This is a genomic window from Pseudomonas sp. FW305-20 (assembly GCF_058788075.1).
On sequence record NZ_JBYTAJ010000030.1, the window covers coordinates 21,620 to 42,399 of the forward strand.

The window sequence follows — 20,780 nt, forward strand, 5'->3', positions numbered from 1 at the left end:
TCCCCACCGCCGGCCCATGCCCAAGTTCGATAACCCATGGCTCGAGTTTTACCCCGCACCACCCCGCGAATCCGCCGCCGTTGCCTGCTGTTGGCTTGCTTGTCGATGCTCGCCGCCTCCGGGTGCAGCCAGCAGCAGGGCAGTGATATCGTCAACCAGTTCCGCGAAGGCAAACCCCAGGAATTCCTCCAGACCAGCGTCGACCGCATGGCGACCCTGGCGATGCGCGACAACCTCGACAGCCTCTACCTGCTGATGAGCAAGCTCTACCTGCGCAACCCGGACGAGTTGAAAAAATCCGGCTTCCTTGACGCCCGCACCGCGGGCAAACAAGTGCGCATGGCCATCGAACAGCAACAGCCGCTGCCGACCCTGGGAGGCAAAAAAGACCTGGCAGCGCTGAGCTATGCCATGAGCCCGGAGTTTCTCGGCGACCGGGTCGGTGCTTTCATCTATGCCATCGGCAGCATGCTCGTCACTGCTCACGGTAATCGGCTTGAGTTCTACATGACGGATGCGATCAATCCCACGTTCGTCAGCAATGCGGCCCGCAACATCGAGAAAGCCACCTGGATCCTCAGCCAGCGGCAAAACAGGAACGGCGAGCCTTTACTGTTTTCCAACGAAATCTCGGAGGAGGGCAGCAACCTGAGTTTTGCCGTGGAGTTCGGCAAGATCGTCGCCCGGCTGGACCTGCTGACGCAGATGCTGGACGAGCGCTACCGCCGGATCGGCTTGAATTACGCGCAGAGTTTGCTGTTCCTCAATTTCCTGCCAGTACAGTGAACCCCTTGTAGGAGTGAGCCTGCTCGCGATAGCGGTTTAACATTCAGCAATGATGCTGGCTGTGAGTCCGTCATCGCGAGCAGGCTCACTCCCACAGGAGCGTGTGTGGGCTTTAGGTATAACGATAGTTCGCATCGATATAAGTGGTTATAAGAAAAATCGCTATGCTGCGGGCCTGATTTTTCATGCGTTTTTGTGGGCGTGTTAATGGAATTCGGTAATTTCGGTTTAGTCGTGGCAGGTCTGGTGGTCGGCTTTATTGTCGGGATGACAGGCGTGGGTGGCGGTTCGTTGATGACCCCCATTCTGTTGTGGTTCGGTGTCAATCCGGCCACCGCAGTGGGGACGGATTTGCTGTACGCGGCGATTACCAAGTCCAGTGGCGTGCTGGTTCATCGAAAGAACAAGAACATCGACTGGGCCATCACCGGTTGGTTGACCCTCGGCAGCGTGCCGGCGGTGGCGCTGACGTTGTGGTTCCTGAGCACCTTGCAAACGTCCCCGGAGGCGATGAACGCGGTCATCAAACAGGCCTTGGGCTTTGTCCTGTTTGCCACGGCGCTGGCGATTTTCTTCAAGAAGCGCCTGCTCGATTTCGCCCACAAACGCGCGGGCGGTCATTACAACCCCAGCGGCAATCGCTTGAATGCGCTGACCGTGATCACTGGCCTGGTCCTCGGCACCATGGTTGCCCTGACCTCCATCGGCGCCGGCGCCCTGGGCACCGTTGCGTTGTTCATTCTCTATCCGATGCTGCCGACCCGCCGCCTGGTGGGCACGGAAATCGCGCACGCCGTACCGCTGACCCTGGTGGCCGGCCTCGGCCATGCGAGCATGGGCAACATGGACTGGCACGTATTGGGTTACTTGCTGATCGGTTCACTGCCGGGGATTTACCTGGGCAGCCACCTCACTGGCCGCATCTCCGATGAAGTGCTGCGACCTTGCCTGGCCACGATGCTGGTGCTGATCGGGTACAAACTGGCCTTTTGATCGGGCCGCGGTTGCACAAACAAACCAGCTTGGCAGGCGCGCTCAGGGCCGTGTCAGAATTTCCAGCAGATGCCCGTCCGGGTCATCGAAGTAAACCCGCCGGCCACCGCCGTAATCGTTGATCTCGTTCGGTCGTTGTTTGCCGGGGTCGGCCCACCAGGGTTGCTGGCGGGCTTGCAGGCGGGCGAAGGCCGCATCGAAATCCTCGTCACCGATCAAAAACGCGTAGTGCTGGGAGGCAATCGGCGGGTCATTGTCGTAGAAGTCCAGCGACACGCCATTGTCGAACTTGACGATCAGCATCGGGCCGAAGGGTTCGGGGCTGGGCAGGCCGAGGATGTCTGCCAGGTAGTTGGCTGATATCTGCTTGTCGCGACACCAGACGATGGTGTGGTTCAACTGAGCGCTCATGCAGAGGTCCTCACGGCGGATCAGGGCGATGTTATTGATTTATGAGATTAGCTCAGGCTGTTGCGCAATGACCGCCCTGACCTAAGCTTGGGGCAGGCGAGACATATTGCGTGCGTCACCCGGAACGAACGCCGCGATGCGCAATCATTAGAGCGTGGATATCAAAAGGAGATGCGCATGCTCATCAGGTCATTGACCCTGACTACCCTGCTGGCTTTCGCCGGCCCCTTGCTCGCTGCCGATGACGGCTCACCGCTGGACATGGACAAGGGCAGGTCCCGGCCGTTGATTGTCATCGCGCCGAGCACGGTCGATCCCACGTGGGTCAGTCTGAAAAAGTCGCTGGATGAACCGGCCAATCGCAGGGGGTTCACCGAGCGAAACATGGTCCTGTACACCGTGCTTAATCTGATGGGCCAGCGCGAGGGCAAAGACCTGGGGCCGCAAGACACGGCGGCATTGATCCGTTCGCTCAAGTTGGGGGCTGGCGCCAAGAGCAAAGTCATCCTGGTGGGCAAGGACGGGGAAAAGAAACTTGAGCAATCGGGAACGATCGAGCTGAAGGAGATTTTCGCCGCCGTCGACCAATTGCCGGCGACGGAGCAACAAGCCACAGTGCCGACACCACCGCCGGTCACGGAAGCCGAACCGGCCAAGGGCGCCAAGGGAGCAAAACCGGGCAAACCGGCGAAGCCTGCCAAGCCGCCTGAAATGCCGGATGATTGAACTCGGCGGCTAAAAAATACGCGTGTTTCGGGGGGGCGATGTACCGATTTCCATTGGTCTCGGAAGTTTCCTGCAAGTCCTGTCGGTGTTTATGAACTGGTTTCTGTCAGAGAGCACGGCTAGCCTTCGTCAGCCACCGCGAAATAGCGGTCGGACGTGGGAATCCGCGACACTGGGGGATCCAGGGACGTAAACACCAATGGCACAAAAAGGAGCCTCGTCTGTGAAAAAGATCAGCAAGCATCCATCGCAAACCCCAAACGATGCCGATCAACTCAATCCCGCGAAGCCGTGTGAAACCGCAAAAGGCGCCGTTACCCAAAGCCCCAGGCGTACCCCCACGACCCGGCAGGTTTTCACTGTTGCGCCTGGTGTCGACACGCTGACCCTGCTGAATCAGGCCTGCGAAAACCTTGCCTCCCTGAATGTGCTGATTGCGAGTTTTGCCGGAAAACTGGAAGGTTCGAACCGCCAGCTGCTGCTGTCGATCCAGCAATTGGCGGCGGTCACCGAGTTGTTGGTGAATCAGGCGCGGGAAAATCTTGATCCGAGAAGTGGTGCACCTGACGCTCAGCCGCCGACTCTGCATTGAGCTGACGCAGTAACGACAATGGGCGACCTCAAAGGGGTCGCCCATTTTGTCTACCGCTGCGAGAAGTCGCGCCTCTTGGCTATTTGGCCAGTGCACTCAATATCGTATGAGCAATCTTGATCCGCTCAGGGTTCGGGTAGTTTTTGTTGGCCAGGATCACGATGCCGATGTCTTTCGACGGCACGTACGCCACGTAGGCACCGAAGCCGCCCGTTGAACCGGTTTTGTTAATCAGCACGCTTTCCGGTTGAGGTTGCGGCGGGGTCAGCCACTGGACTTCGTGAGCCTCCATCGCCATCTGCGTCGAGTTACCCGCCAGCAATTTATCGAGGCTGACCGGATAGGGGTAGAACTCCCAACCCAGCCCCTGAGTCATATCGCCCACTTTGTAGTAGCCGGTATGCGTCGCGGCGATGGCCCGCTGCAGCGGATCCTCAAGGCGGGCCGGTTTCATGTTCGCTTCAACATAACGAATCAGGTCCGCCGCGCTGGTTTTGACGCCATAAGCCTCTGAATCCAGTGCCCCCGGCCCAACCCGTACAGGCTTGTCTTCCTTGTTGTAACCCTGGGCGTAAAGCCCCATTTGAGCTTGCGGCACCTTGAGGTAGGTGTGTTTGAGCCCGAGTTTCGGCAGCAGGGTTTTTTCCATCACGTCATCAAACGGCGCGCCGATACTCTGGGCGGCGAGGTAGCCGAACAACCCCAGGCTAGGGTTTGAATACTGCCGATGGGTGCCCGCGGCATAGGTCGGTTTCCACTGCTTGAAATAGCCGAGCATCTTGTCTGGTGCGTCGGCATCGTCGGGGAATTGCAACGGCAAGCCGCCGGCGCTGTAGGTGCCCAGTTGCAGCACGCTGATGTTATCGAACGCGCTGCCACGCAGATCCGGCAGCACGCTGCTGGCCTTGTCCGACAGGGACAGTTTGCCGGTGGCCTGAGCGTAGGCGACGAGGGTCGCGGTGAAGGTTTTGCTCACCGAGCCGATCTCGAACAAAGTGTTTTCGGTGACGGGTTGTGCGCTTTCTTTCGACGCCACCCCGTAGTTGAAGTAATGCGGCTTTCCGTTGACGGTCACGGCCACGGCAATTCCGGGAACGGCCTGGGCTTGCATGACCGGTTGTACGGCGGCATTCACCACCGTCTCGATTTGATCCTGTGCGACGCATTGGCCGGAGGCGAGCAGCGCCACGCAAACGGCGAGAATTTTCAGCCTGTCCATGTTGGTTGGGTCCGTCATTGATTCGATTGCGCGCCATTTTAGGGGGTTAACCGCTACGCTCCGAGCGGTTTTTGAACCCGGCCGCCCATAAGCGGGCCGGGAAGATTGCTAACAGGCCAGGCGCGACCGCTGAATCAACGCACCAGACACGGCCGCTTGTTATCGAATTTCCAGCCCGGAATCAGAAACTGCATCGCCACGCTGTCATCCCGGGCACCCAATCCCATGCCTTTGTACAACTCATGAGCCTTGGCCAACTGATCCATGTCCAGTTCGACACCCAACCCGGGTTTCTTCGGCACCTGCACACAACCGTCAACGATTTGCAGCGGCGCTTTGGTCAGGCGCTGGCCGTCCTGCCAGATCCAGTGGGTGTCGATGGCGGTAATGTCACCCGGCGCGGCGGCCGCGACGTGGGTGAACATCGCCAGGGAAATATCGAAGTGGTTGTTGGAGTGCGAACCCCAGGTCAGGCCCCATTCATGGCACATCTGCGCCACGCGGACCGAACCCTGCATGGTCCAGAAGTGCGGGTCGGCCAGTGGAATGTCCACTGATTGCAACTGGATCGCGTGGCCCATTTCCCGCCAGTCGGTGGCGATCATGTTGGTGGCGGTTTTCAGACCTGTGGCGCGACGGAATTCCGCCATGACTTCACGGCCCGAATAACCGTTTTCCGCGCCGCACGGGTCTTCGGCGTAAGCCAGTACGTGATGCTGATCCCGGCACAAGCGAATGGCTTCCTTGAGTGACCACGCACCATTCGGATCAAGGGTGATGCGCGCGTCGGGAAAGCGTTCGGCCAGGGCGGTGACGGCTTCGATTTCTTGATCGCCACTGAGCACGCCGCCCTTGAGTTTGAAGTCCTTGAAACCGTAGCGCGCGTGGGCGGCTTCAGCCAGGCGCACCACGGCGTCGGCGGTCATGGCTTTTTCGTGACGCACGCGGAACCAGTTGTTGTCGGCATCCGGCTCGCTACGGTAGGCCAGGTCGGTTTCGTTGCGATCACCGACATAAAACAGGTAACCGAGCATCTTCACTTCATCGCGCTGCTGACCTTCACCGAGCAAGGCCGCGACCGGCACATCCAGATGCTGGCCGAGCAGATCGAGCAATGCAGCTTCCAGGCCGGTGACGGCGTGGATGGTGATGCGCAAATCGAATGTCTGTAACCCGCGACCGCCGGCATCGCGATCGGCGAAGGTCTGGCGCACTTGATTGAGGATCTTCTGATACGTGCCGATCGGACTGCCGACCACCAACGAGCGAGCGTCTTCGAGGGTCTGGCGAATGCGCTCGCCGCCCGGCACTTCACCGACGCCGGTATGACCGGCGTTGTCCTTGAGGATCACGATGTTGCGGGTGAAAAACGGCCCGTGGGCGCCGCTCAGATTGAGCAGCATGCCGTCGTGGCCGGCCACCGGAACAACTTGCATGCTGGTAATGACCGGGGCTTTGGCAGTTTCTTGTGCATTCATTTTCATGTCCTTCAAACGGATATTCAGGCTTGGTTGGGCGCTTGTTCGGCCAGTGCAACGGCAGGTGCGGATTTCGGTTTATTGCGTGCGGCGAAGACGATGATTGCGGCAATGATCGAGGTCGCGGCCAGGCCGTACAGCCCGCCCTGAATCGAACCGGTGCGTTCCTCCAGCAGACCGAAGGTGGTCGGCGCGACGAAGCCGCCGAGGTTGCCCACCGAGTTGATCAGAGCGATCACGCCCGCCGCGATCCGTGCGTCCAGATAGGCCTGAGGAATCGGCCAGAACAGCGACGACGCTGATTTGAAACCCAGCGCAGCAAAGCAGATCGCAACGAAGGCGAAGATCGGCCCGCCGGTGGTGGACATGAACATCCCGGCTGCTGCGATCAGCAGTGCCGCGGCGACCCAGGCTTGTTGATGCTTCCATTTGGCTGACAGCGAAGCGAAGGCGTACATGCCGACGATCGACAGCAGCCACGGAATCGAGTTGAACAACCCGACCTGAATGTCGCTCAGGTCGCCCATCTTTTTGATGATGCTCGGCAGCCAGAAGGTCGCGGCATAAATGGTCAACTGGATGAAGAAGTAGATCAGGCAGAACAGGATGATCTGGCGATCCTTGAGCAGCTTGCCCAACGACGGTTTGATCGGTGTCGCGGCTTCGCGGGCCAGTTGTTCGTCGTCGATGGCCTTGACCAGTGCGTCTTGTTCGGCGCGGCTCAGCCATTTGGCGTCGTGGGGTTTGGAGTCCAGCCAGAACCAGACGAACACGCACAGCCCGACGGAGAACATCCCTTCAATGAAGTACATCCATTGCCAGCCGTGCATGCCCAAACCGCTGATTTGCAGCAGTAACCCGGACAACGGGCCGGAGATCAGCGAAGCAATCGCCGAACCGCTGAGGAAGATGGCAATCGCCTTGCCGCGTTCAACGCCAGGCAACCAGCGGGTGAAGTAGTAAATCACGCCGGGGAAGAAACCGGCTTCGGCCACGCCGAGCAGAAATCGCAGGATGTAGAAGTGGGTTTCGTTCTGGATGAACGCCATGCAAGCGGCGACCAGGCCCCAGGTCAGCATGATGCGGGTCAGCCAGATTCGCGCGCCGACTTTTTGCAGGAGGATGTTGGAGGGGACTTCAAACAGCGCGTAACCGATGAAGAACAGACCGGCGCCGAGGCCGTAGGCAGCAGCGCCGATGCCCAGGTCATGTTCCATGTGGGCGCGGACGAAGCCGATGTTCACGCGGTCGATGTAGTTGACGATGAACATGATCACGAACAGCGGCAGAACATGGCGTTTCACTTTCGAGATGGCGGACTTGAGGACCGAATCGGCGCCATCGTTCATCCCGGATATGGATGTATTCACTGCGTTATCTCCCACTGATTATTTTTATGCGGGGGTGTGACTGGGTGTTGCGATGTTGATAGACATCATACAACTACGTTTTTTCGTCCTGCAAGTGCCTTCGTCCAACAAAATAGCGTTATTCAGGGGATTTATTAGTCTTTCTGCCGAGTGGATGAGCTTTGTTTCGGTCGTTTAGGCTCGATTTGTTGAGTGTTGTCATACAAGTTGGTCGACGCGTTTTTGCTGAGATTCCCGCCCGGCGCAGTGCTACGATTCCGGTAGCCCTGCTTCCGGATGACCGCCATGCAAGAAGACCTCGACGCGCCTGCCCGCAAGCGCACCCATAACCTGGCCCATGACCTGGTCGCCAAACTGACCCAGAGCATCTTGCTCGGGCAGATGCTGCCCGGTGACAAGCTGCCGTCCGAGAACACGATTGTTCAGGAGCACGGCGTCAGTCGCACGGTGGTGCGCGAGGCGATCTCGAAATTGCAGGCGTCCGGTCTCGTGGAAACCCGCCACGGCATCGGCACCTTTGTTATCGAGCGAGCACCGGAACAGGGGCTGCGGTTGAACGTCGATACCGCGCTGGGGGTGCGCAGCATTCTGGAGTTGCGCATGGGCCTGGAAACCCAGGCCGCCGCACTGGCGGCAACCCGTCGCACCGAGCATCAATTGGCGCAGATGCGCGAAGCGCTGGACGACTATCAAAGCCTGCTGGCCAACAACGACAGCTGCGTCGAAGCCGACAAGCGTTTCCACTTGCTGATCGCCGAAGCTACCGGCAACGTGTGCTTCAGCGAAATCATGCAGCACCTGGGCAGCGCCATGATCCCGCGCACCCGCGTCAATGCCGCCGAGCGCGGCGCAGTAGATTTGAGCAAGCTGGGGCAACTGGCCAACCTTGAGCACGAGGCCATTCTCAATGCGATCAAACGCCAGGACCCGGATGCGGCGCGGGCGGCCATGTGGCTGCATCTGACCAACAGTCGCGACCGGTTTTCGGCCGATGGCTGACCACCGTTTGTCTACTCGATAGCACCGCATCCGCGGCCCTGATTCCAACGAATACGGCCCAGATTTGCTGGTCCTCATCAGTGAGGTGCGTCATGGCTAACGATTCGATGTTCCGGGGCGCAACGCCCAACACCGACCCCACTCGACCCATTTTCGGTACCGACGAGCCGCGCATGGACCACGACGCGCCACCCGGCATGGACCCTTCGCGGGACCCGACCGAGGTCGACATTGATCGACCTGAAGACTGGATGGACCCTGATGCCGCCGAGGACGTGCCTCCGCCAGATGAACCAACTCCGCTGTCCGATGACAGGCGATAAAGAGAAACCCGGTCATTGCGCCTGATACCAATCAGTTAAGAAACGACACAAAGTTTGCATTGCTGCGCCGTTTTTTTTGTGCACGACAGGTCCGGATCAGGCCTCGGTGACTCGAGCAACCACCGGCCTGCGCTCCAGATTCAATGCCAACACGCTGACCAGCACCACCAGTGCGCCCGCAACGATCATCAACGTCGGCCGCTCGCCCAGTGCAAAAGAGGCAATCGCCATGGCGGTCGGTGGAATCAGATACAGCGTCATCGTCGCGCGGCTCAGATCCACATGCGTCAGCACATAGGCCCAGGCCAGGTACGCCAGGGCACTTGGGAAAATGCCCAGCCCAATGACGGCCAGCTGCACTTCAACCGGCGCGGTGATGACCTGGCTCACCAGCCCCGGGAGATAAACCAACAGTAGCAGCGTCCCGAACCAGACTGTGTAACACACCAGCGTCAGCCCGTCGTAGCGCCGCGAGTAGTGCTTCTGCAAGGCAAAGTAGAAACTCCACGACACCGCGGCCAACAGGATCAACACACCATGGGCGTCGATGCTCCCCAGTCCATGATCCCCGGCCACCACAATCACCACGCCGATCAACCCCAGAAAAACGCAGCCCCACCGCCACGCGCTCACCCGGTCCTTGAACACGAAACGCGCCAGCAACGTGCTGAACAACGGCGTCGATTGCGCCAACACACTGGAGGCGCCGGCGCTGACACTTTGCTGGCCGAAATTCAGCGCTACATGGTGCAGGCTCACGGCAAAGAAACCGAGCGCGAACAGCAATGGCAGGTCACGAGTTTTCGGCAGGTTAATGCCTCGGAACACCGCGACCACCGCCATGAATGCCGACGCCAGCAGAAACCGCAGCAAGGCCAGATGACCAGGCTCATAGGCCTGCAAACCGATGTGAATGCCAGTCGGTGAGTAACCCCAGCAGCCGACCACAAATGCCATGGCCAGGAAGATTTTGACCGGCGAACCGGGGGAGGGCGTGAGTAGCTTCATGATCGGGACCTGTAGGCGGATGCACCCAGTATCAGAAGCCTGACTGTTCTCCACAACTGACTTATAGTGCGTCAACTCTTCACTTTAGGTGATGTATGGAGCTGGCACAGATACGCATGTTCAAGACCGTTGCCGAGGTCGGCAGCATCGCCCGGGCGGCCGAGTTGTTGCATTGCGTGCCGTCGAATATCACGGCACGGCTCAAGTCCCTGGAAGCGGAGCTGGGTGTCGCGCTGTTTCTGCGCGAGGGCCGAGGGCTGCGAATCAGCCCGGCGGGGCAAACCTTCCTGGCATATGCCTCAAAAATTCTTGCCCTGACGGCGGAGGCCAAGCGTGCGGTGGACCCTTCGGCCGAGCCCTCCGGGCCGTTGCGCATTGGCGCCATCGAGTCGTCGGCAACCGGCCGATTGCCGCGTTTGCTGGCGAAATTCCACAAACGTTTCCCCGGCGTTGCGTTGGAACTGACCACCGGCACCTGGGGCCAATTACTCGACGACACGCTCAATCACCGGCTCGACGGCGCGATCGTTGCGGTGGATGTCGAGCGCTCACACCTCAAGCGCACGCCGATGTACCGCGAGGAGCTTCTGTTGATCGCCTCGAAGTCTCTGGGGCCGGTACGGGACATCGCGGATTTGCAGGACAAGACCGTGTTCATGTGGCCCCAGGGCTGTCCCTACCGGGCGGCGCTGGAGCATTGGTTGCTGCGGCAGGGGCAGGCGTTGCCGATTGTCAGCCTGGCCAGTTACGGGGCGATTGTCGGCTGCGTCAGTGCCGGTGCGGGTGTCGCGCTGGTGCCAAAAGGCGTGTTCGATCAGTACGCCAAAGGGGCAGGTTGCGCGGGGTATGAGTTCCCCGAGCTGACAGCGATCGACAACCTGTTTTACTGGCATGAAAACGCCGGGGTACACCCGGCGCGGGAGGCGTTTGTGGGGATGTTGCGCGAAGAGTTCGCCTGACTCGTTACCTGTGGGAGTGAGCCTGCTCGCGATAGCGGTTTAACATTCAACAACAATATTGGCTGTGATTCCGTCATCGCGAGCAGGCTCGCTCCCACAGTGGGGGGATCATGTGACACTCACATCCCGCATCAACAACCCAAACTGCAAATCCACCGCATCCGGAATCGGTAAGTACACGGTGTGCCCATCCCCCGGTGCCACTTCGACAGGCTCGCCCCTGACGTTTTGCAGTTGATGCAAATCGAATTGGAAGTTGCCCTTGGGTGTCATCAGTTCCATATGGTCGCCCAAACCAAATCGATTCTTCACCTTGATCTCCGCCATCCGGTCACGCCGCTCGCCTGTCAGCTCGCCGACAAACTGCTGGCGCTCCGACACCGAGCTGCCGTGCTGGTAGTTCTGGTATTCGTCATGCACGTGCCGCCGCAGAAACCCTTCGGTGTAGCCGCGCTGGGCGAGGGATTCCAGATCCGTCATCAGGCTGCGGTCGAACGCGCGACCGGCCACCGCGTCGTCGATCGCCCGGCGGTAAACCTGGGTGGTGCGTGCGCAATAAAAATGGGATTTGGTCCGGCCCTCGATTTTCAGTGAGTGCACGCCCATTTGCGTCAGGCGCTCGACATGCTGCACCGCGCGCAGGTCCTTGGCGTTCATGATGTAGGTGCCGTGTTCGTCTTCGAAGGCCGGCATCAGTTCGTCGGGCCGATTGGCTTCCTGCAACAGGAACACCTGATCGGTCGGGGTGCCGATACCCAGGGTCGGTTCGGGCTGGAAGGTCTGCACGATTTCGCCGAGCTGATTTTCCGTAGCCTCTTGCGCCGAATATTTCCAGCGACAGGCATTGGTGCAACTGCCCTGATTGGCATCGCGCTTGTTCATATAGCCTGACAACAGGCAGCGACCGGAATACGCCATGCACAAGGCGCCATGGACGAACACCTCCAGCTCCATGGCCGGGACTTGCTCGCGGATCTCGGCAATTTCTTCCAGGGACAGCTCTCGCGACAGGATGATCCGGCTCAAGCCTTGTTGCTGCCAGAACTCGACACTGGCCCAGTTCACCGTGTTGGCCTGTACCGACAGGTGAATCGGCATCTGCGGATAATGCCGGCGGACCAGCATGATCAAGCCCGGGTCGGACATGATCAGCGCGTCCGGCGCCATCGCAATGATCGGCGCCAGATCCTTGAGGAAGGTTTTCAGCTTGGCGTTGTGCGGGGCGATGTTCACCACCACATAGAAGCGCTTGCCTTGAGCCTGGGCTTCGTGAATGCCGAGGGCCAGATTGGCGTGATCGAATTCGTTGTTGCGCACCCGCAGGCTGTAGCGCGGCTGACCGGCGTACACCGCATCGGCGCCGTAGGCGAAGGCATATCGCATGTTTTTCAGGGTGCCGGCGGGGGCCAGCAGTTCTGGAGGCAGGAGAGTCATGGCAGCGTCGGTCACAAAAGCCGCCGAGAGTAAGCGGCTTGTCCGCGGAGTTCATTGATCTGGATCTATGCTTGATGAACAAACGGATGGCACTCGCGCGAACCGTGGCGGACTAAGCATCAGGGCGCGGCATTGTGTCCTTGCGGACTGACATGGATCGGACATGAACGAAGAGACAGTACAAAACAAATCACTGGTGATCTTGCTGGGGCTGGTCACTGCCGCCTTCATCTGGATTTTGCTGCCGTTTTACGGCGCGGTGTTCTGGGCGGTGATCCTCGGCATCCTTTTCGCGCCCCTGCACCGACGACTGCAATTGAAGTTCGGCTGGGAACGCAATCTGACATCGTTGTTCACCCTGAGCATCTGCCTGGTGATCGCGATTCTGCCGGTGATTGCCCTGAGTATCTTGCTGGTGCAAGAAGGTGCCTCGGTCTACAACCGCATCGAAAGCGGCGAACTGGACATCGCCGGGTATGTGACGCATTTCAAACAGAGCCTGCCGCCGTATTTCCAGCACTTGCTCGATCGGGCAGGGGTAGGCGAGCTGGACGGGCTGCGGGAGAAAATCATCAAGAGTGCGGTGACCGGCAATGAGTTTATCGCCACGAAGGCGTTCAGTTTCGGCCAAGGCACGTTCGAGTTTGTGGTGAGCTTTTTCATCATGCTCTACCTGCTGTTCTTCTTTTTGCGTGACGGTGCCGAACTGGCCCGCAAAGTGCGCGCTGCCGTGCCGCTGCAGGACACCCAGAAACGCCGTTTGCAACTCAAGTTCAATCGGGTGGTTCGAGCGACAGTGAAGGGCAACCTGTTGGTGGCAATCACACAGGGTGCATTGGGCGGTCTGATTTTCTGGTTTCTGGATATTCCGAGCGCGTTGCTCTGGGCGGTGTTGATGGCGTTTCTGTCGCTGTTGCCAGCGGTGGGGGCGGGGATTGTCTGGGCGCCGGTGGCGGCGTTTTTCCTGTTCGCCGGTTCGATCTGGCAGGGCGTGGTACTGGTGCTGTTCGGGATCTTTGTGATTGGCCTGGTGGATAACGTGCTGCGACCGATTCTGGTCGGCAAGGATACCAAGATGCCGGACTATCTGATCCTGATCTCGACCCTGGGCGGTCTGGCCATCTTCGGCCTCAATGGCTTTGTGATCGGGCCGCTGATTGCTGCGCTGTTCATGTCGAGCTGGGCAATCTTCATTGAAACCAAACCGCGGGTGCAGCTACCTTAAACGCTGATCTGGCCTTGGCCGAGACGTTGCGACAGGGCCTGGGCGGCTGGCAGCGAGGTGAGCGGGCCGCTGATCGGTTCGCCGTCCTGCACCAGGTACCAACAGGCAAGCAATCCCAGCGCTCTGAGCGGTGCGGGAACGGCGCTGCCGATAACGGACATGATCTGAACCTGGGACATAAGTACCTCCATCAAACGTTGGAGCTACCTTACGGACCGAGCGCCTGATCGGACAATCAACGCTTTCGATAGTCGTCATTGATACCAATGAGGCTTCGCTTCAGTCGACCACCAGATCCAGCATATGAACCACTTCCTGCTCGTTGAGCAGGCCTTTGCGCACCAGGTTTTCTGCCAGCAGCGAAAGAAACTTGGCGCTGCGATGGCCTTCAAGGTGCTTGAGTTCGGTCAATGCGTTGTACACCTTGCTGGAAGTGCACAAGCCGACAATACGGTGCGGGTTTTGCGTGGGCATAAGGTCGTCCTTGTTTTTATCAACCTGTTGTTAACGGACAAGTCCTAGAGTGCGGACCCGACATGACATAAATATGACCGTTTTCCCCAGCACGGGGGAAGGATGGCGAGTCAATCTTGCCAATTTTCGCCGCAAAGACTGTCCCGACAGCGACCTTGGCGAGATTTATCCAGACCTCTGCCGACGGACGGTCACAAAAAAGGCCCCGCTGTTGAGGCGGGGCCTGCTGATTCCGTTACCAGCGGCCATAACCGCGGGGAGGGCCGTAGTAACCGCGCGGTGGACCGTAATAACCACGGGGCGGGCCGTAATAAACCGGCGGTGGGCCGTAATAGGCCGGTTGCTGCACGTAGACCGGTGCCGGCTGGTAATAAACCGGTGGCGGGCCGTAGTAAACCGGCTGTGGCTGAACGTAAACCGGTTGCTGTACATAAACCGGGCGGTTGCTGTTGATGAGGGCCGAACCGACGATGGCCGACCCAACGATCGCGCCAAATACCGCCGGTCCTTCCCAACCGTGACCGTGGTGACCGCCGCCAGCTTCTGCCTGCCCTGCGATAGCAAGAGCACCGACCAGCAAGGCTACTGTGGGGATTTTCCGGATCATGATAGTTCCTCGGTTCTTCGCCCCGGCGCTTGTGTCTGCAATAGACCCAAGGATTGTCGCGGGGATACTTCTAAGACAGCGTTTTTTTCAAAATCAGCACAGCCGTTGGGTAAATTTTGTGTAAGGTCTGCACTAGCATCTTTACAGTCTAGAGATGCCGCGTGCAGGCACGCCGTTATGATCGATCAGACCCGATGGATTGGCTAATCCCGTCCATCTGAAAGTGCTACTCAAGGAGATTTTTCATGCAGATGAACCCCGACAGAGACACCCAGCTGTGCATGTCGCTTTCCGCACGACCCGGGAACTTCGGCCTGCGGTTTCACAATCATCTGTATGAGCAACTGGACCTGAATTTTTACTACAAGGCCTTCAGCAGTCAGGACCTGCCAGGCGCCGTTGGCGGCATTCGCGCCTTGGGGATTCGGGGTTGCGGCGTGTCGATGCCGTTCAAGGAGGCGTGCATTGCGCTGGTCGATGAACTGGACCCCTCCGCCGCGGCCATTCAGTCGATCAACACCATCGTCAACACTAATGGCCATCTCAAGGCTTACAACACTGACTACATCGCAATCGCCCAGTTGCTTGACACCCATCAGGTGCCGAAGGAATTGACCTTTGCCCTGCGCGGCAGCGGCGGCATGGCCAAGGCGGTGGCCAGTGCCTTGCGCGATGGTGGCTACAAAAATGGCCTGATCGTTGCTCGTAACGAGCGTTCCGGGCGGGCGTTGGCCGAGTCGCTGGGCTATCGATGGCAAGCGGAGCTGGGCTCGGAGCGGCCGCAGATGTTGATCAACGTCACACCGATTGGCATGTCCGGCCCCGAGGCCGATCAGTTGGCATTCGATGCTGAATCCATCGCTGCTGCCGAGACGGTTTTCGACGTGGTGGCAGTCCCCTCGGAAACTCCGTTGATTGTGCGCGCTCGTGCTGAAGGCAAGCGAGTGATCACCGGTTTGGAAGTGATCGCGATCCAGGCGCTGGAGCAGTTCGTGCTGTACACGGGCGTGCGGCCGACCGCTGAGCAGTTTCACAAAGCCGTGGAATTTGCCCGCAGTGGCCTTGGCTATCCTGCTGCCCCGCAAGCGAAACCGTGACTGGGGTGACTCATGCATCCTGCCATTCTTAATCTGGATCAGGCCGAACTTGAGCCGCTGCCCGAAGCGTTTGCGCCGACGGGAGACACCGCCGACCGCTATCGGCAACGGCAGGCACGCATCGGCCAGCAACTCGGCGCGCAGAAGCTGGGTTATCGCCTGTACGCGCTGGAACCGGGGATGCGTGGCAGCCCGTTTCACAGTCATCGGGTCAACGAGGAGATGTTTTACATCGTGGCCGGGGAAGGGGAGATTCGCTTGGGCACCGAGCGTTTCCCCATTCGCGCCGGAGATGTCATTGCCTGCCCGCCGGGTGGCCCTGAAGCCGCGCACCAGATCATCAACACCAGCAACGCTGAACTGCGCTACCTGGCGGTCAGCACCCAACAATCACCCGAGATTTGCGAATACCCGGATTCCGGCAAGTATGCGGTGATGGACGATTTCAAGGTCGATGCCCAGGGCAATGCCTCGGGCTTCGTCGCCGTCGCCCGGCCGGCCGACGGCGTGGATTATTGGGACGGCGAGTAGCGCAGGGTTATTCGAGGCGGGCCAGGCGCTCTTCCAGCGCTGCAATTCGCGCCTCGAGCTCTTCGATCCGCTCAACCGATACGCCAGCACCCGCGCCACGTTCGGTCGGGTTCTGCCGTGCCGCCAGGATCACTTCGATGTCCGCCGGGTCGCCCAAGGCGTGCATGTAGCGGTCTTCACGCTGACCGGCCTGGCGCGGTATCAACAGCGCCAGACCGCGAGCGATCAAGCGTTCCAGTTGATGCACCACCTGTTCGGCATCTTCGAAGTCATGCATGCGGCCGCTGCGGGTCAGCAGTTCATTGACCGTTTGCGGACCGCGCAGGAACAGCAGCCCGGCAAGAATGACTTGAGCCGGCACCAGTTCCAGGGCCTTGTCGACTTTGTGTTCCCAGCGATCCGCACGGCTGCCCATCACCAGTTTGGTAAAGCCGCGGCCTTCGAGCGCGCGCAGGCTTTGGCCGACCTGACCCTGGGTCAGGTTCATCACCGGCTCGCGGCTGGTTTTCTGGTTGCAGGCAATCACCAGCGCATTAAGGGTTAGCGGATAGGTTTCCGGACTGGTGGCCTGTTTCTCGATCAACGAACCCAGAATGCGGATTTCCGTGCTGTTGAGTCGCGGCTCGTCGAAGGTCGTTTCTTGCTCGGTGCTCATGATTGTGCATTCCTTCCCGGGTTCATGATTTTCTCCTGCTGGCATGCACTTTAGATAGACGTGTGCCAATGGCAACTGAATTCGTCGCCGCCCCTTGGCAATGGTCACAAAACCTAAATCAATCTGTTACGCCATCTTAACAATCAGACGTGCACCGTATGCATGGCTGCAGAGGACTGCGGTTCATCACGGGTACGGCGAAAATTCCTATCGACGACGTCACCGGCCTTATTAATTGTGCAGTGGAGCAAGGCATGAAGCTGACGTGGGTATCGACCCGCAATAATGCGCTGATCGGCGCGTGCCCGCTATGACCGTACTGGTCACCGGCGCCGCCGGTTTCATCGGGTATCACACGGTCAAGCGCTTGTGTCAGGAAGGTCTTGAGGTGGTCGGTATCGATAATCTCAACGACTACTACAGCGTGGAACTCAAACACGCACGGCTCAACGAACTCAAGAATCTGTTGGGCTTTCATTTCCAGGCACTGGATATCGTCGACAAACCCGCCTTGATGGCTTTGTTCAAGGATCACGGCTTCACAGAGGTTATCCATCTGGCAGCCCAGGCGGGCGTTCGCTACTCGCTGGACAACCCGGACGTGTATGCGCAATCGAACCTGACCGGTTTCTTGAATGTGCTGGAAGCCTGCCGGCACCATCGCCCCGAGCATCTGATTTATGCATCGAGCAGCTCGGTGTACGGCACCAACAGCAAAATGCCGTTCAGCGTCGAAGACGCTGTCGATCATCCGATTTCGTTGTATGCCGCCAGTAAGCGTGCCAACGAGCTGATGGCCCACAGCTATTGCCATCTGTTTGGACTGAAGGCCAGCGGCCTGCGTTTTTTTACCGTTTACGGACCTTGGGGGCGCCCCGACATGGCGCTGTTCAAATTTACCGACGCGATCCTCAACGACAGGCCGATTGACCTCTACAACCAAGGCCAGATGTCGCGCGACTTCACCTACATCGACGACATCGTCGAAAGCATTGCGCGCCTGTGCCCGAGACCGCCGTTATCGGACGGTTCTGGCGATGGCGCCAACCGGATCTTCAACATCGGGCGCGGCACGCCGGTGGCGCTGCTGGATTTCGTCGAGTGTCTGGAGTCGGCATTGGGCAGGAAAGCCCGGCGCAACTTCCTGCCGCTGCAGGCTGGCGATGTGGTCAAGACCTGGGCGGATGTGTCGGCATTGGCGCAGTGGGTCGATTTCCGTCCTCAAGTGACAGTTGAAGCCGGCGTAGCCGAATTTGTGAAGTGGTACAGCCACTTTTATCAGAGATAAAACGTCGGCCCTTGATCATGAAAATCCAGGGAAATAGGGGGCCTCTATGAGCCAAGACATATTTGTATCCGTCCTGATTCCGGCAAAGAACGAGGCGAGCAATCTCAAATTGCTGCTCGAAGAAATCCGTATTGCACTGGCCGATGAGGCGTATGAAATCATCGTCGTGGACGATGGCAGTACTGACGCTTCCTTGCAGGAGCTACGGCAGACGCGGCACAGCGGCCTGAGTACGTTGCGTATCCTGCGCCATGAGCGTTCGCTGGGGCAGAGCACTTCGCTCTACCATGCGGCGCTTGTCGCCCGGGGCCAATGGCTGGCCACGCTCGATGGCGACGGTCAGAACGACCCGGCGGACATCCCCGGCATGCTGGCATTAGTGCGCAGCGAGCAGGGCCGCGTCGACCTTCAGTTGGTGGCCGGGCACCGGGTCAACCGTCGCGATACCGCGAGCAAGCGCTGGGCCTCGCGTTTTGCCAACGGGTTGCGCAGCCGGATGCTCAAGGACCAGACGCCGGACACCGGCTGCGGGCTGAAACTGATACAGCGGGCGGCGTTTCTGCGCTTGCCGTACTTCGACCATATGCACCGGTTCATTCCTGCGCTGATCCAGCGTCATAACGGCCGGATGATCACCCATCCGGTCAACCATCGGCCCCGCACGGCCGGGGTATCCAAATACGGAAACATCGACCGGGCCTTGGTGGGCATCCTCGATCTGATCGGTGTCTGGTGGCTGATCAGGCGCACGCGCCTGCATGCCCGTGCGCAGGAGATCGAAGGATGAACCTGTCCCGCGAAACCCTGTGGCTGGTGGTCGGTTTCAGTGGCCAGATCGCCTTCACCGGTCGCTTTGTCCTGCAGTGGCTGTACAGCGAATACAAGAAACGCAGCGTGATTCCGGTGAGCTTCTGGTACCTGAGCATCGTCGGCAGCGCGCTGCTGTTCGCTTACGCCATTTACCGACAGGACCCGGTTTTTATCGCCGGTCAGGCGTTTGGTTCCATCGTCTATTTGCGCAACCTGCAATTGATTGCCCGCAGCAAAACCTTGAAGGACTGAACTGTGCGCCGAACCCTGTCACCCAGCGTCGAATGCCTGGGGTTGATGTTGCTTGCTCTTTTATTGGTCGGCGCCGGGTTTGGGCTGCGCCAGCCGCAGAATGTCGACGAGGAGCGATTCCTCGGCGTTGCGCTGGAGATGCTGCATAACGGTTCCTGGCTGATTCCGCATCGAGCCGCCGAAATCTACGGCGATAAACCACCGATTTTCATGTGGACGGTGGCGTTTTTCACCTGGATCACCGGGATGCCCGCCCTTGCCCTTTATATTCCGGGGCTTTTGTCTGCCACATCGGTCACGGCCATGCTCTATGACCTGGGGCGCCGGTTGTGGAATCAGCAGGCCGGACGAACAGCCGCGCTGCTGTACCTGGCCACGTATCAGACGTACAGCATTCTGCGGACCGGTCAGATCGACAGTTTTCTGATTCTGTTCACCTCTCTGGGCCTGTACGGCCTGGCCCGTCACTTGTTGCTCGGGCCCGCCTGGCGTTGGTTCTACGCGGGTTGCGCGGCCATGGGCATTGGCGTGATCACCAAAGGGGTCGGCTTTCTCCCGGCGTTGATGCTGATTCCGTATGCCTACGCGGCGCGCAAAGGCTGGCCTGGCGTGGTGGCCATGCCGGGCGAGGCGCGCAAGTGGTGCCTAGGTTTTTTGGTTGTGCTTGGCGCCGTCGCGATCTGGCTGCTGCCCTTGGCGGTGTCCATCGCCTTCAATGGCGCCGCTGATGAAATCGCCTATGCACGGGAAATTCTGCTGCGCCAGACAGCGGGGCGCTATGCCGCCGCGTGGGATCACCGAGAACCGTTCTGGTACTTCTTCGTCAACGTCATCCCGCAATACTGGATGCCGTTGGTGCTGGCCTTGCCATGGCTCGTGCCCGCCTGGCGCAGGCAGTTGCGCAAGCGCGACGGTCGAGTGCTGGTACTGCTGGGCTGGGTCGTACTGGTGGTTTTGTTTTTCTGCCTGAGCAGCGGCAAGCGCAAGTTGTACATCTATCCGGCGTTACCGGCGCTGGTGCTGGTTGCGGCGCCGCTGATTCCGTGGCTGTTCAAGCGCTGGTTCGGCAAGCGCCCGCGCGGTCGGCGGGTGTTCCAGGTGTTGGCCGTCACGTGGTTCGCGTTGTGGTTTGCGCGCGGTTTCGTCGATCCGGTCAAGGACGGGCCCAATCCCCACGAGGCGCTGATGGTGCAAGCAGCGGCGATGACCCAGGGCGCAGACCTGGTGCTGGTCAACTGGCGTGAGGGCCATTGGTTATTCGCCCGACAGCCGATCGTGCATTTCGGGATGATCGGCTCCACGGTCGAGCAGGCCGCTCAATGGTTGCGCGAACACCGTCAGGCGTACGCCTTGGTGCCGGACGAACTGCTGAGCCGGTGTTTCAATCCGCAGGCCGCCCGTGAACTGGGGGAAACTTCGCGCGCGCAGTGGTCGATTGTCGGTGCCGATGCCGACAACGGCCGTTGTCATCCCGGACAGCCAGCCAATATCTATCGCTTCACCTGGGACCGCGCATGGCTATAATCGCCCCACGTTTCCCTCC

General features: G+C 59.5%; 24 protein-coding genes. 14 read left to right on the forward strand and 10 right to left on the reverse strand.

Going from position 1 to position 20,780, the window contains the following annotated elements:
- Positions 1-36 precede the first annotated feature (36 nt).
- Positions 37-786: a hypothetical protein gene (locus AC3WP4_RS22100; protein WP_074878517.1), complete on the forward strand. Its 750-nt coding sequence runs from the start codon at positions 37-39 to the stop codon at positions 784-786.
- A gap of 207 nt (positions 787-993) precedes the next feature.
- Positions 994-1,779, forward strand: a complete 786-nt coding sequence (locus AC3WP4_RS22105) for a sulfite exporter TauE/SafE family protein (protein WP_074878514.1) — start codon at positions 994-996, stop codon at positions 1,777-1,779.
- 42 nt (positions 1,780-1,821) lie between these two features.
- Here AC3WP4_RS22105 and AC3WP4_RS22110 read toward each other — a convergent pair whose 3' ends face one another.
- The gene (locus AC3WP4_RS22110) at positions 1,822-2,190 is read right to left on the reverse strand and encodes a VOC family protein (protein ID WP_074878512.1); all 369 of its coding nucleotides are present in this window, start codon (positions 2,188-2,190) and stop codon (positions 1,822-1,824) included.
- A 177-nt stretch (positions 2,191-2,367) separates the two neighbouring features.
- Between AC3WP4_RS22110 and AC3WP4_RS22115 the strand changes: the two genes are divergently transcribed.
- Both AC3WP4_RS22115 and AC3WP4_RS22120 read left to right on the forward strand, forming a co-directional pair.
- A complete protein-coding gene (locus AC3WP4_RS22115) occupies positions 2,368-2,916 on the forward strand; it encodes a DUF4174 domain-containing protein (protein ID WP_102616342.1) in 549 nt (182 codons plus the stop codon).
- Positions 2,917-3,139: 223 nt separating this feature from the next.
- Positions 3,140-3,508, forward strand: a complete 369-nt coding sequence (locus tag AC3WP4_RS22120; protein ID WP_102616343.1) for a DUF6124 family protein — start codon at positions 3,140-3,142, stop codon at positions 3,506-3,508.
- Positions 3,509-3,587: 79 nt separating this feature from the next.
- Here AC3WP4_RS22120 and ampC read toward each other — a convergent pair whose 3' ends face one another.
- From ampC to AC3WP4_RS22135, 3 genes are all read right to left on the reverse strand, one after another.
- Positions 3,588-4,745, reverse strand: coding sequence for a class C beta-lactamase (gene ampC, locus AC3WP4_RS22125; protein WP_371916937.1), 1,158 nt, complete (start codon positions 4,743-4,745; stop codon positions 3,588-3,590).
- A gap of 116 nt (positions 4,746-4,861) precedes the next feature.
- The gene (gene gudD / locus AC3WP4_RS22130; RefSeq protein WP_102616345.1) at positions 4,862-6,205 is read right to left on the reverse strand and encodes a glucarate dehydratase; all 1,344 of its coding nucleotides are present in this window, start codon (positions 6,203-6,205) and stop codon (positions 4,862-4,864) included.
- A 23-nt stretch (positions 6,206-6,228) separates the two neighbouring features.
- Positions 6,229-7,575 (reverse strand): MFS transporter, encoded by a 1,347-nt coding sequence (locus AC3WP4_RS22135; RefSeq protein ID WP_074878502.1) that lies wholly within the window; start codon positions 7,573-7,575, stop codon positions 6,229-6,231.
- 285 nt (positions 7,576-7,860) lie between these two features.
- Here AC3WP4_RS22135 and AC3WP4_RS22140 point away from each other — a divergent pair, with 285 nt between their 5' ends.
- Both AC3WP4_RS22140 and AC3WP4_RS22145 read left to right on the forward strand, forming a co-directional pair.
- Positions 7,861-8,574: a FadR/GntR family transcriptional regulator gene (locus AC3WP4_RS22140; protein WP_074878501.1), complete on the forward strand. Its 714-nt coding sequence runs from the start codon at positions 7,861-7,863 to the stop codon at positions 8,572-8,574.
- A 92-nt stretch (positions 8,575-8,666) separates the two neighbouring features.
- Positions 8,667-8,897: a hypothetical protein gene (locus AC3WP4_RS22145; RefSeq protein WP_102616346.1), complete on the forward strand. Its 231-nt coding sequence runs from the start codon at positions 8,667-8,669 to the stop codon at positions 8,895-8,897.
- A 96-nt stretch (positions 8,898-8,993) separates the two neighbouring features.
- On the opposite strand, the gene AC3WP4_RS22150 is transcribed toward AC3WP4_RS22145, so the two are convergent.
- Complete coding sequence (locus AC3WP4_RS22150; RefSeq protein ID WP_102616347.1) at positions 8,994-9,905, reverse strand: DMT family transporter; 912 nt, start codon at positions 9,903-9,905, stop codon at positions 8,994-8,996.
- Between the two features lie 95 nt (positions 9,906-10,000).
- Between AC3WP4_RS22150 and AC3WP4_RS22155 the strand changes: the two genes are divergently transcribed.
- Complete coding sequence (locus AC3WP4_RS22155; protein ID WP_074878496.1) at positions 10,001-10,864, forward strand: LysR substrate-binding domain-containing protein; 864 nt, start codon at positions 10,001-10,003, stop codon at positions 10,862-10,864.
- A 108-nt stretch (positions 10,865-10,972) separates the two neighbouring features.
- Here the strand turns inward: AC3WP4_RS22155 and trhP are convergent, their stop codons facing one another.
- Positions 10,973-12,298, reverse strand: a complete 1,326-nt coding sequence (gene trhP / locus AC3WP4_RS22160) for a prephenate-dependent tRNA uridine(34) hydroxylase TrhP (RefSeq protein ID WP_074878494.1) — start codon at positions 12,296-12,298, stop codon at positions 10,973-10,975.
- Between the two features lie 163 nt (positions 12,299-12,461).
- On the opposite strand from trhP, the gene AC3WP4_RS22165 reads away from it, so the two are divergent.
- Positions 12,462-13,523 (forward strand): AI-2E family transporter, encoded by a 1,062-nt coding sequence (locus AC3WP4_RS22165; RefSeq protein ID WP_074878492.1) that lies wholly within the window; start codon positions 12,462-12,464, stop codon positions 13,521-13,523.
- On the opposite strand, the gene AC3WP4_RS22170 is transcribed toward AC3WP4_RS22165, so the two are convergent.
- From AC3WP4_RS22170 to AC3WP4_RS22180, 3 genes are all read right to left on the reverse strand, one after another.
- Positions 13,520-13,702 carry a hypothetical protein gene (locus AC3WP4_RS22170; protein ID WP_074878491.1) on the reverse strand — a complete coding sequence of 61 codons (183 nt, stop codon included), beginning with the start codon at positions 13,700-13,702 and terminating at the stop codon, positions 13,520-13,522. The genes AC3WP4_RS22165 and AC3WP4_RS22170 overlap by 4 nt on opposite strands.
- A 100-nt stretch (positions 13,703-13,802) precedes the next feature.
- The gene (locus AC3WP4_RS22175; protein ID WP_003179723.1) at positions 13,803-13,997 is read right to left on the reverse strand and encodes a hypothetical protein; all 195 of its coding nucleotides are present in this window, start codon (positions 13,995-13,997) and stop codon (positions 13,803-13,805) included.
- A 235-nt stretch (positions 13,998-14,232) separates the two neighbouring features.
- Positions 14,233-14,604 carry a hypothetical protein gene (locus AC3WP4_RS22180; RefSeq protein WP_074878489.1) on the reverse strand — a complete coding sequence of 124 codons (372 nt, stop codon included), beginning with the start codon at positions 14,602-14,604 and terminating at the stop codon, positions 14,233-14,235.
- 245 nt (positions 14,605-14,849) lie between these two features.
- Here AC3WP4_RS22180 and AC3WP4_RS22185 point away from each other — a divergent pair, with 245 nt between their 5' ends.
- Together AC3WP4_RS22185 and AC3WP4_RS22190 are read left to right on the forward strand one after the other, a co-directional pair.
- Positions 14,850-15,701, forward strand: coding sequence for a shikimate 5-dehydrogenase (locus tag AC3WP4_RS22185; protein WP_076028035.1), 852 nt, complete (start codon positions 14,850-14,852; stop codon positions 15,699-15,701).
- Positions 15,702-15,713: 12 nt separating this feature from the next.
- The gene (locus tag AC3WP4_RS22190) at positions 15,714-16,232 is read left to right on the forward strand and encodes a cupin domain-containing protein (RefSeq protein ID WP_102616348.1); all 519 of its coding nucleotides are present in this window, start codon (positions 15,714-15,716) and stop codon (positions 16,230-16,232) included.
- A gap of 7 nt (positions 16,233-16,239) precedes the next feature.
- Here AC3WP4_RS22190 and AC3WP4_RS22195 read toward each other — a convergent pair whose 3' ends face one another.
- On the reverse strand, positions 16,240-16,887 hold the full coding sequence (locus AC3WP4_RS22195) for a YceH family protein (RefSeq protein WP_102616349.1): 648 nt from the start codon (positions 16,885-16,887) through the stop codon (positions 16,240-16,242).
- A 310-nt stretch (positions 16,888-17,197) separates the two neighbouring features.
- On the opposite strand from AC3WP4_RS22195, the gene AC3WP4_RS22200 reads away from it, so the two are divergent.
- The 4 genes from AC3WP4_RS22200 to AC3WP4_RS22215 are packed head-to-tail and all read left to right on the forward strand — an operon-like array spanning position 17,198 to position 20,761.
- Positions 17,198-18,175 carry an NAD-dependent epimerase gene (locus AC3WP4_RS22200; RefSeq protein ID WP_102616350.1) on the forward strand — a complete coding sequence of 326 codons (978 nt, stop codon included), beginning with the start codon at positions 17,198-17,200 and terminating at the stop codon, positions 18,173-18,175.
- Positions 18,176-18,221: 46 nt separating this feature from the next.
- Positions 18,222-18,962, forward strand: a complete 741-nt coding sequence (locus tag AC3WP4_RS22205; RefSeq protein WP_076028032.1) for a glycosyltransferase family 2 protein — start codon at positions 18,222-18,224, stop codon at positions 18,960-18,962.
- A complete protein-coding gene (locus tag AC3WP4_RS22210; RefSeq protein ID WP_076028031.1) occupies positions 18,959-19,237 on the forward strand; it encodes a lipid-A-disaccharide synthase N-terminal domain-containing protein in 279 nt (92 codons plus the stop codon). Before AC3WP4_RS22205 ends, AC3WP4_RS22210 begins: the two co-directional genes overlap by 4 nt.
- Positions 19,238-19,240: 3 nt before the next feature.
- Positions 19,241-20,761 (forward strand): ArnT family glycosyltransferase, encoded by a 1,521-nt coding sequence (locus AC3WP4_RS22215; protein ID WP_102616351.1) that lies wholly within the window; start codon positions 19,241-19,243, stop codon positions 20,759-20,761.
- Positions 20,762-20,780 lie beyond the last annotated feature (19 nt).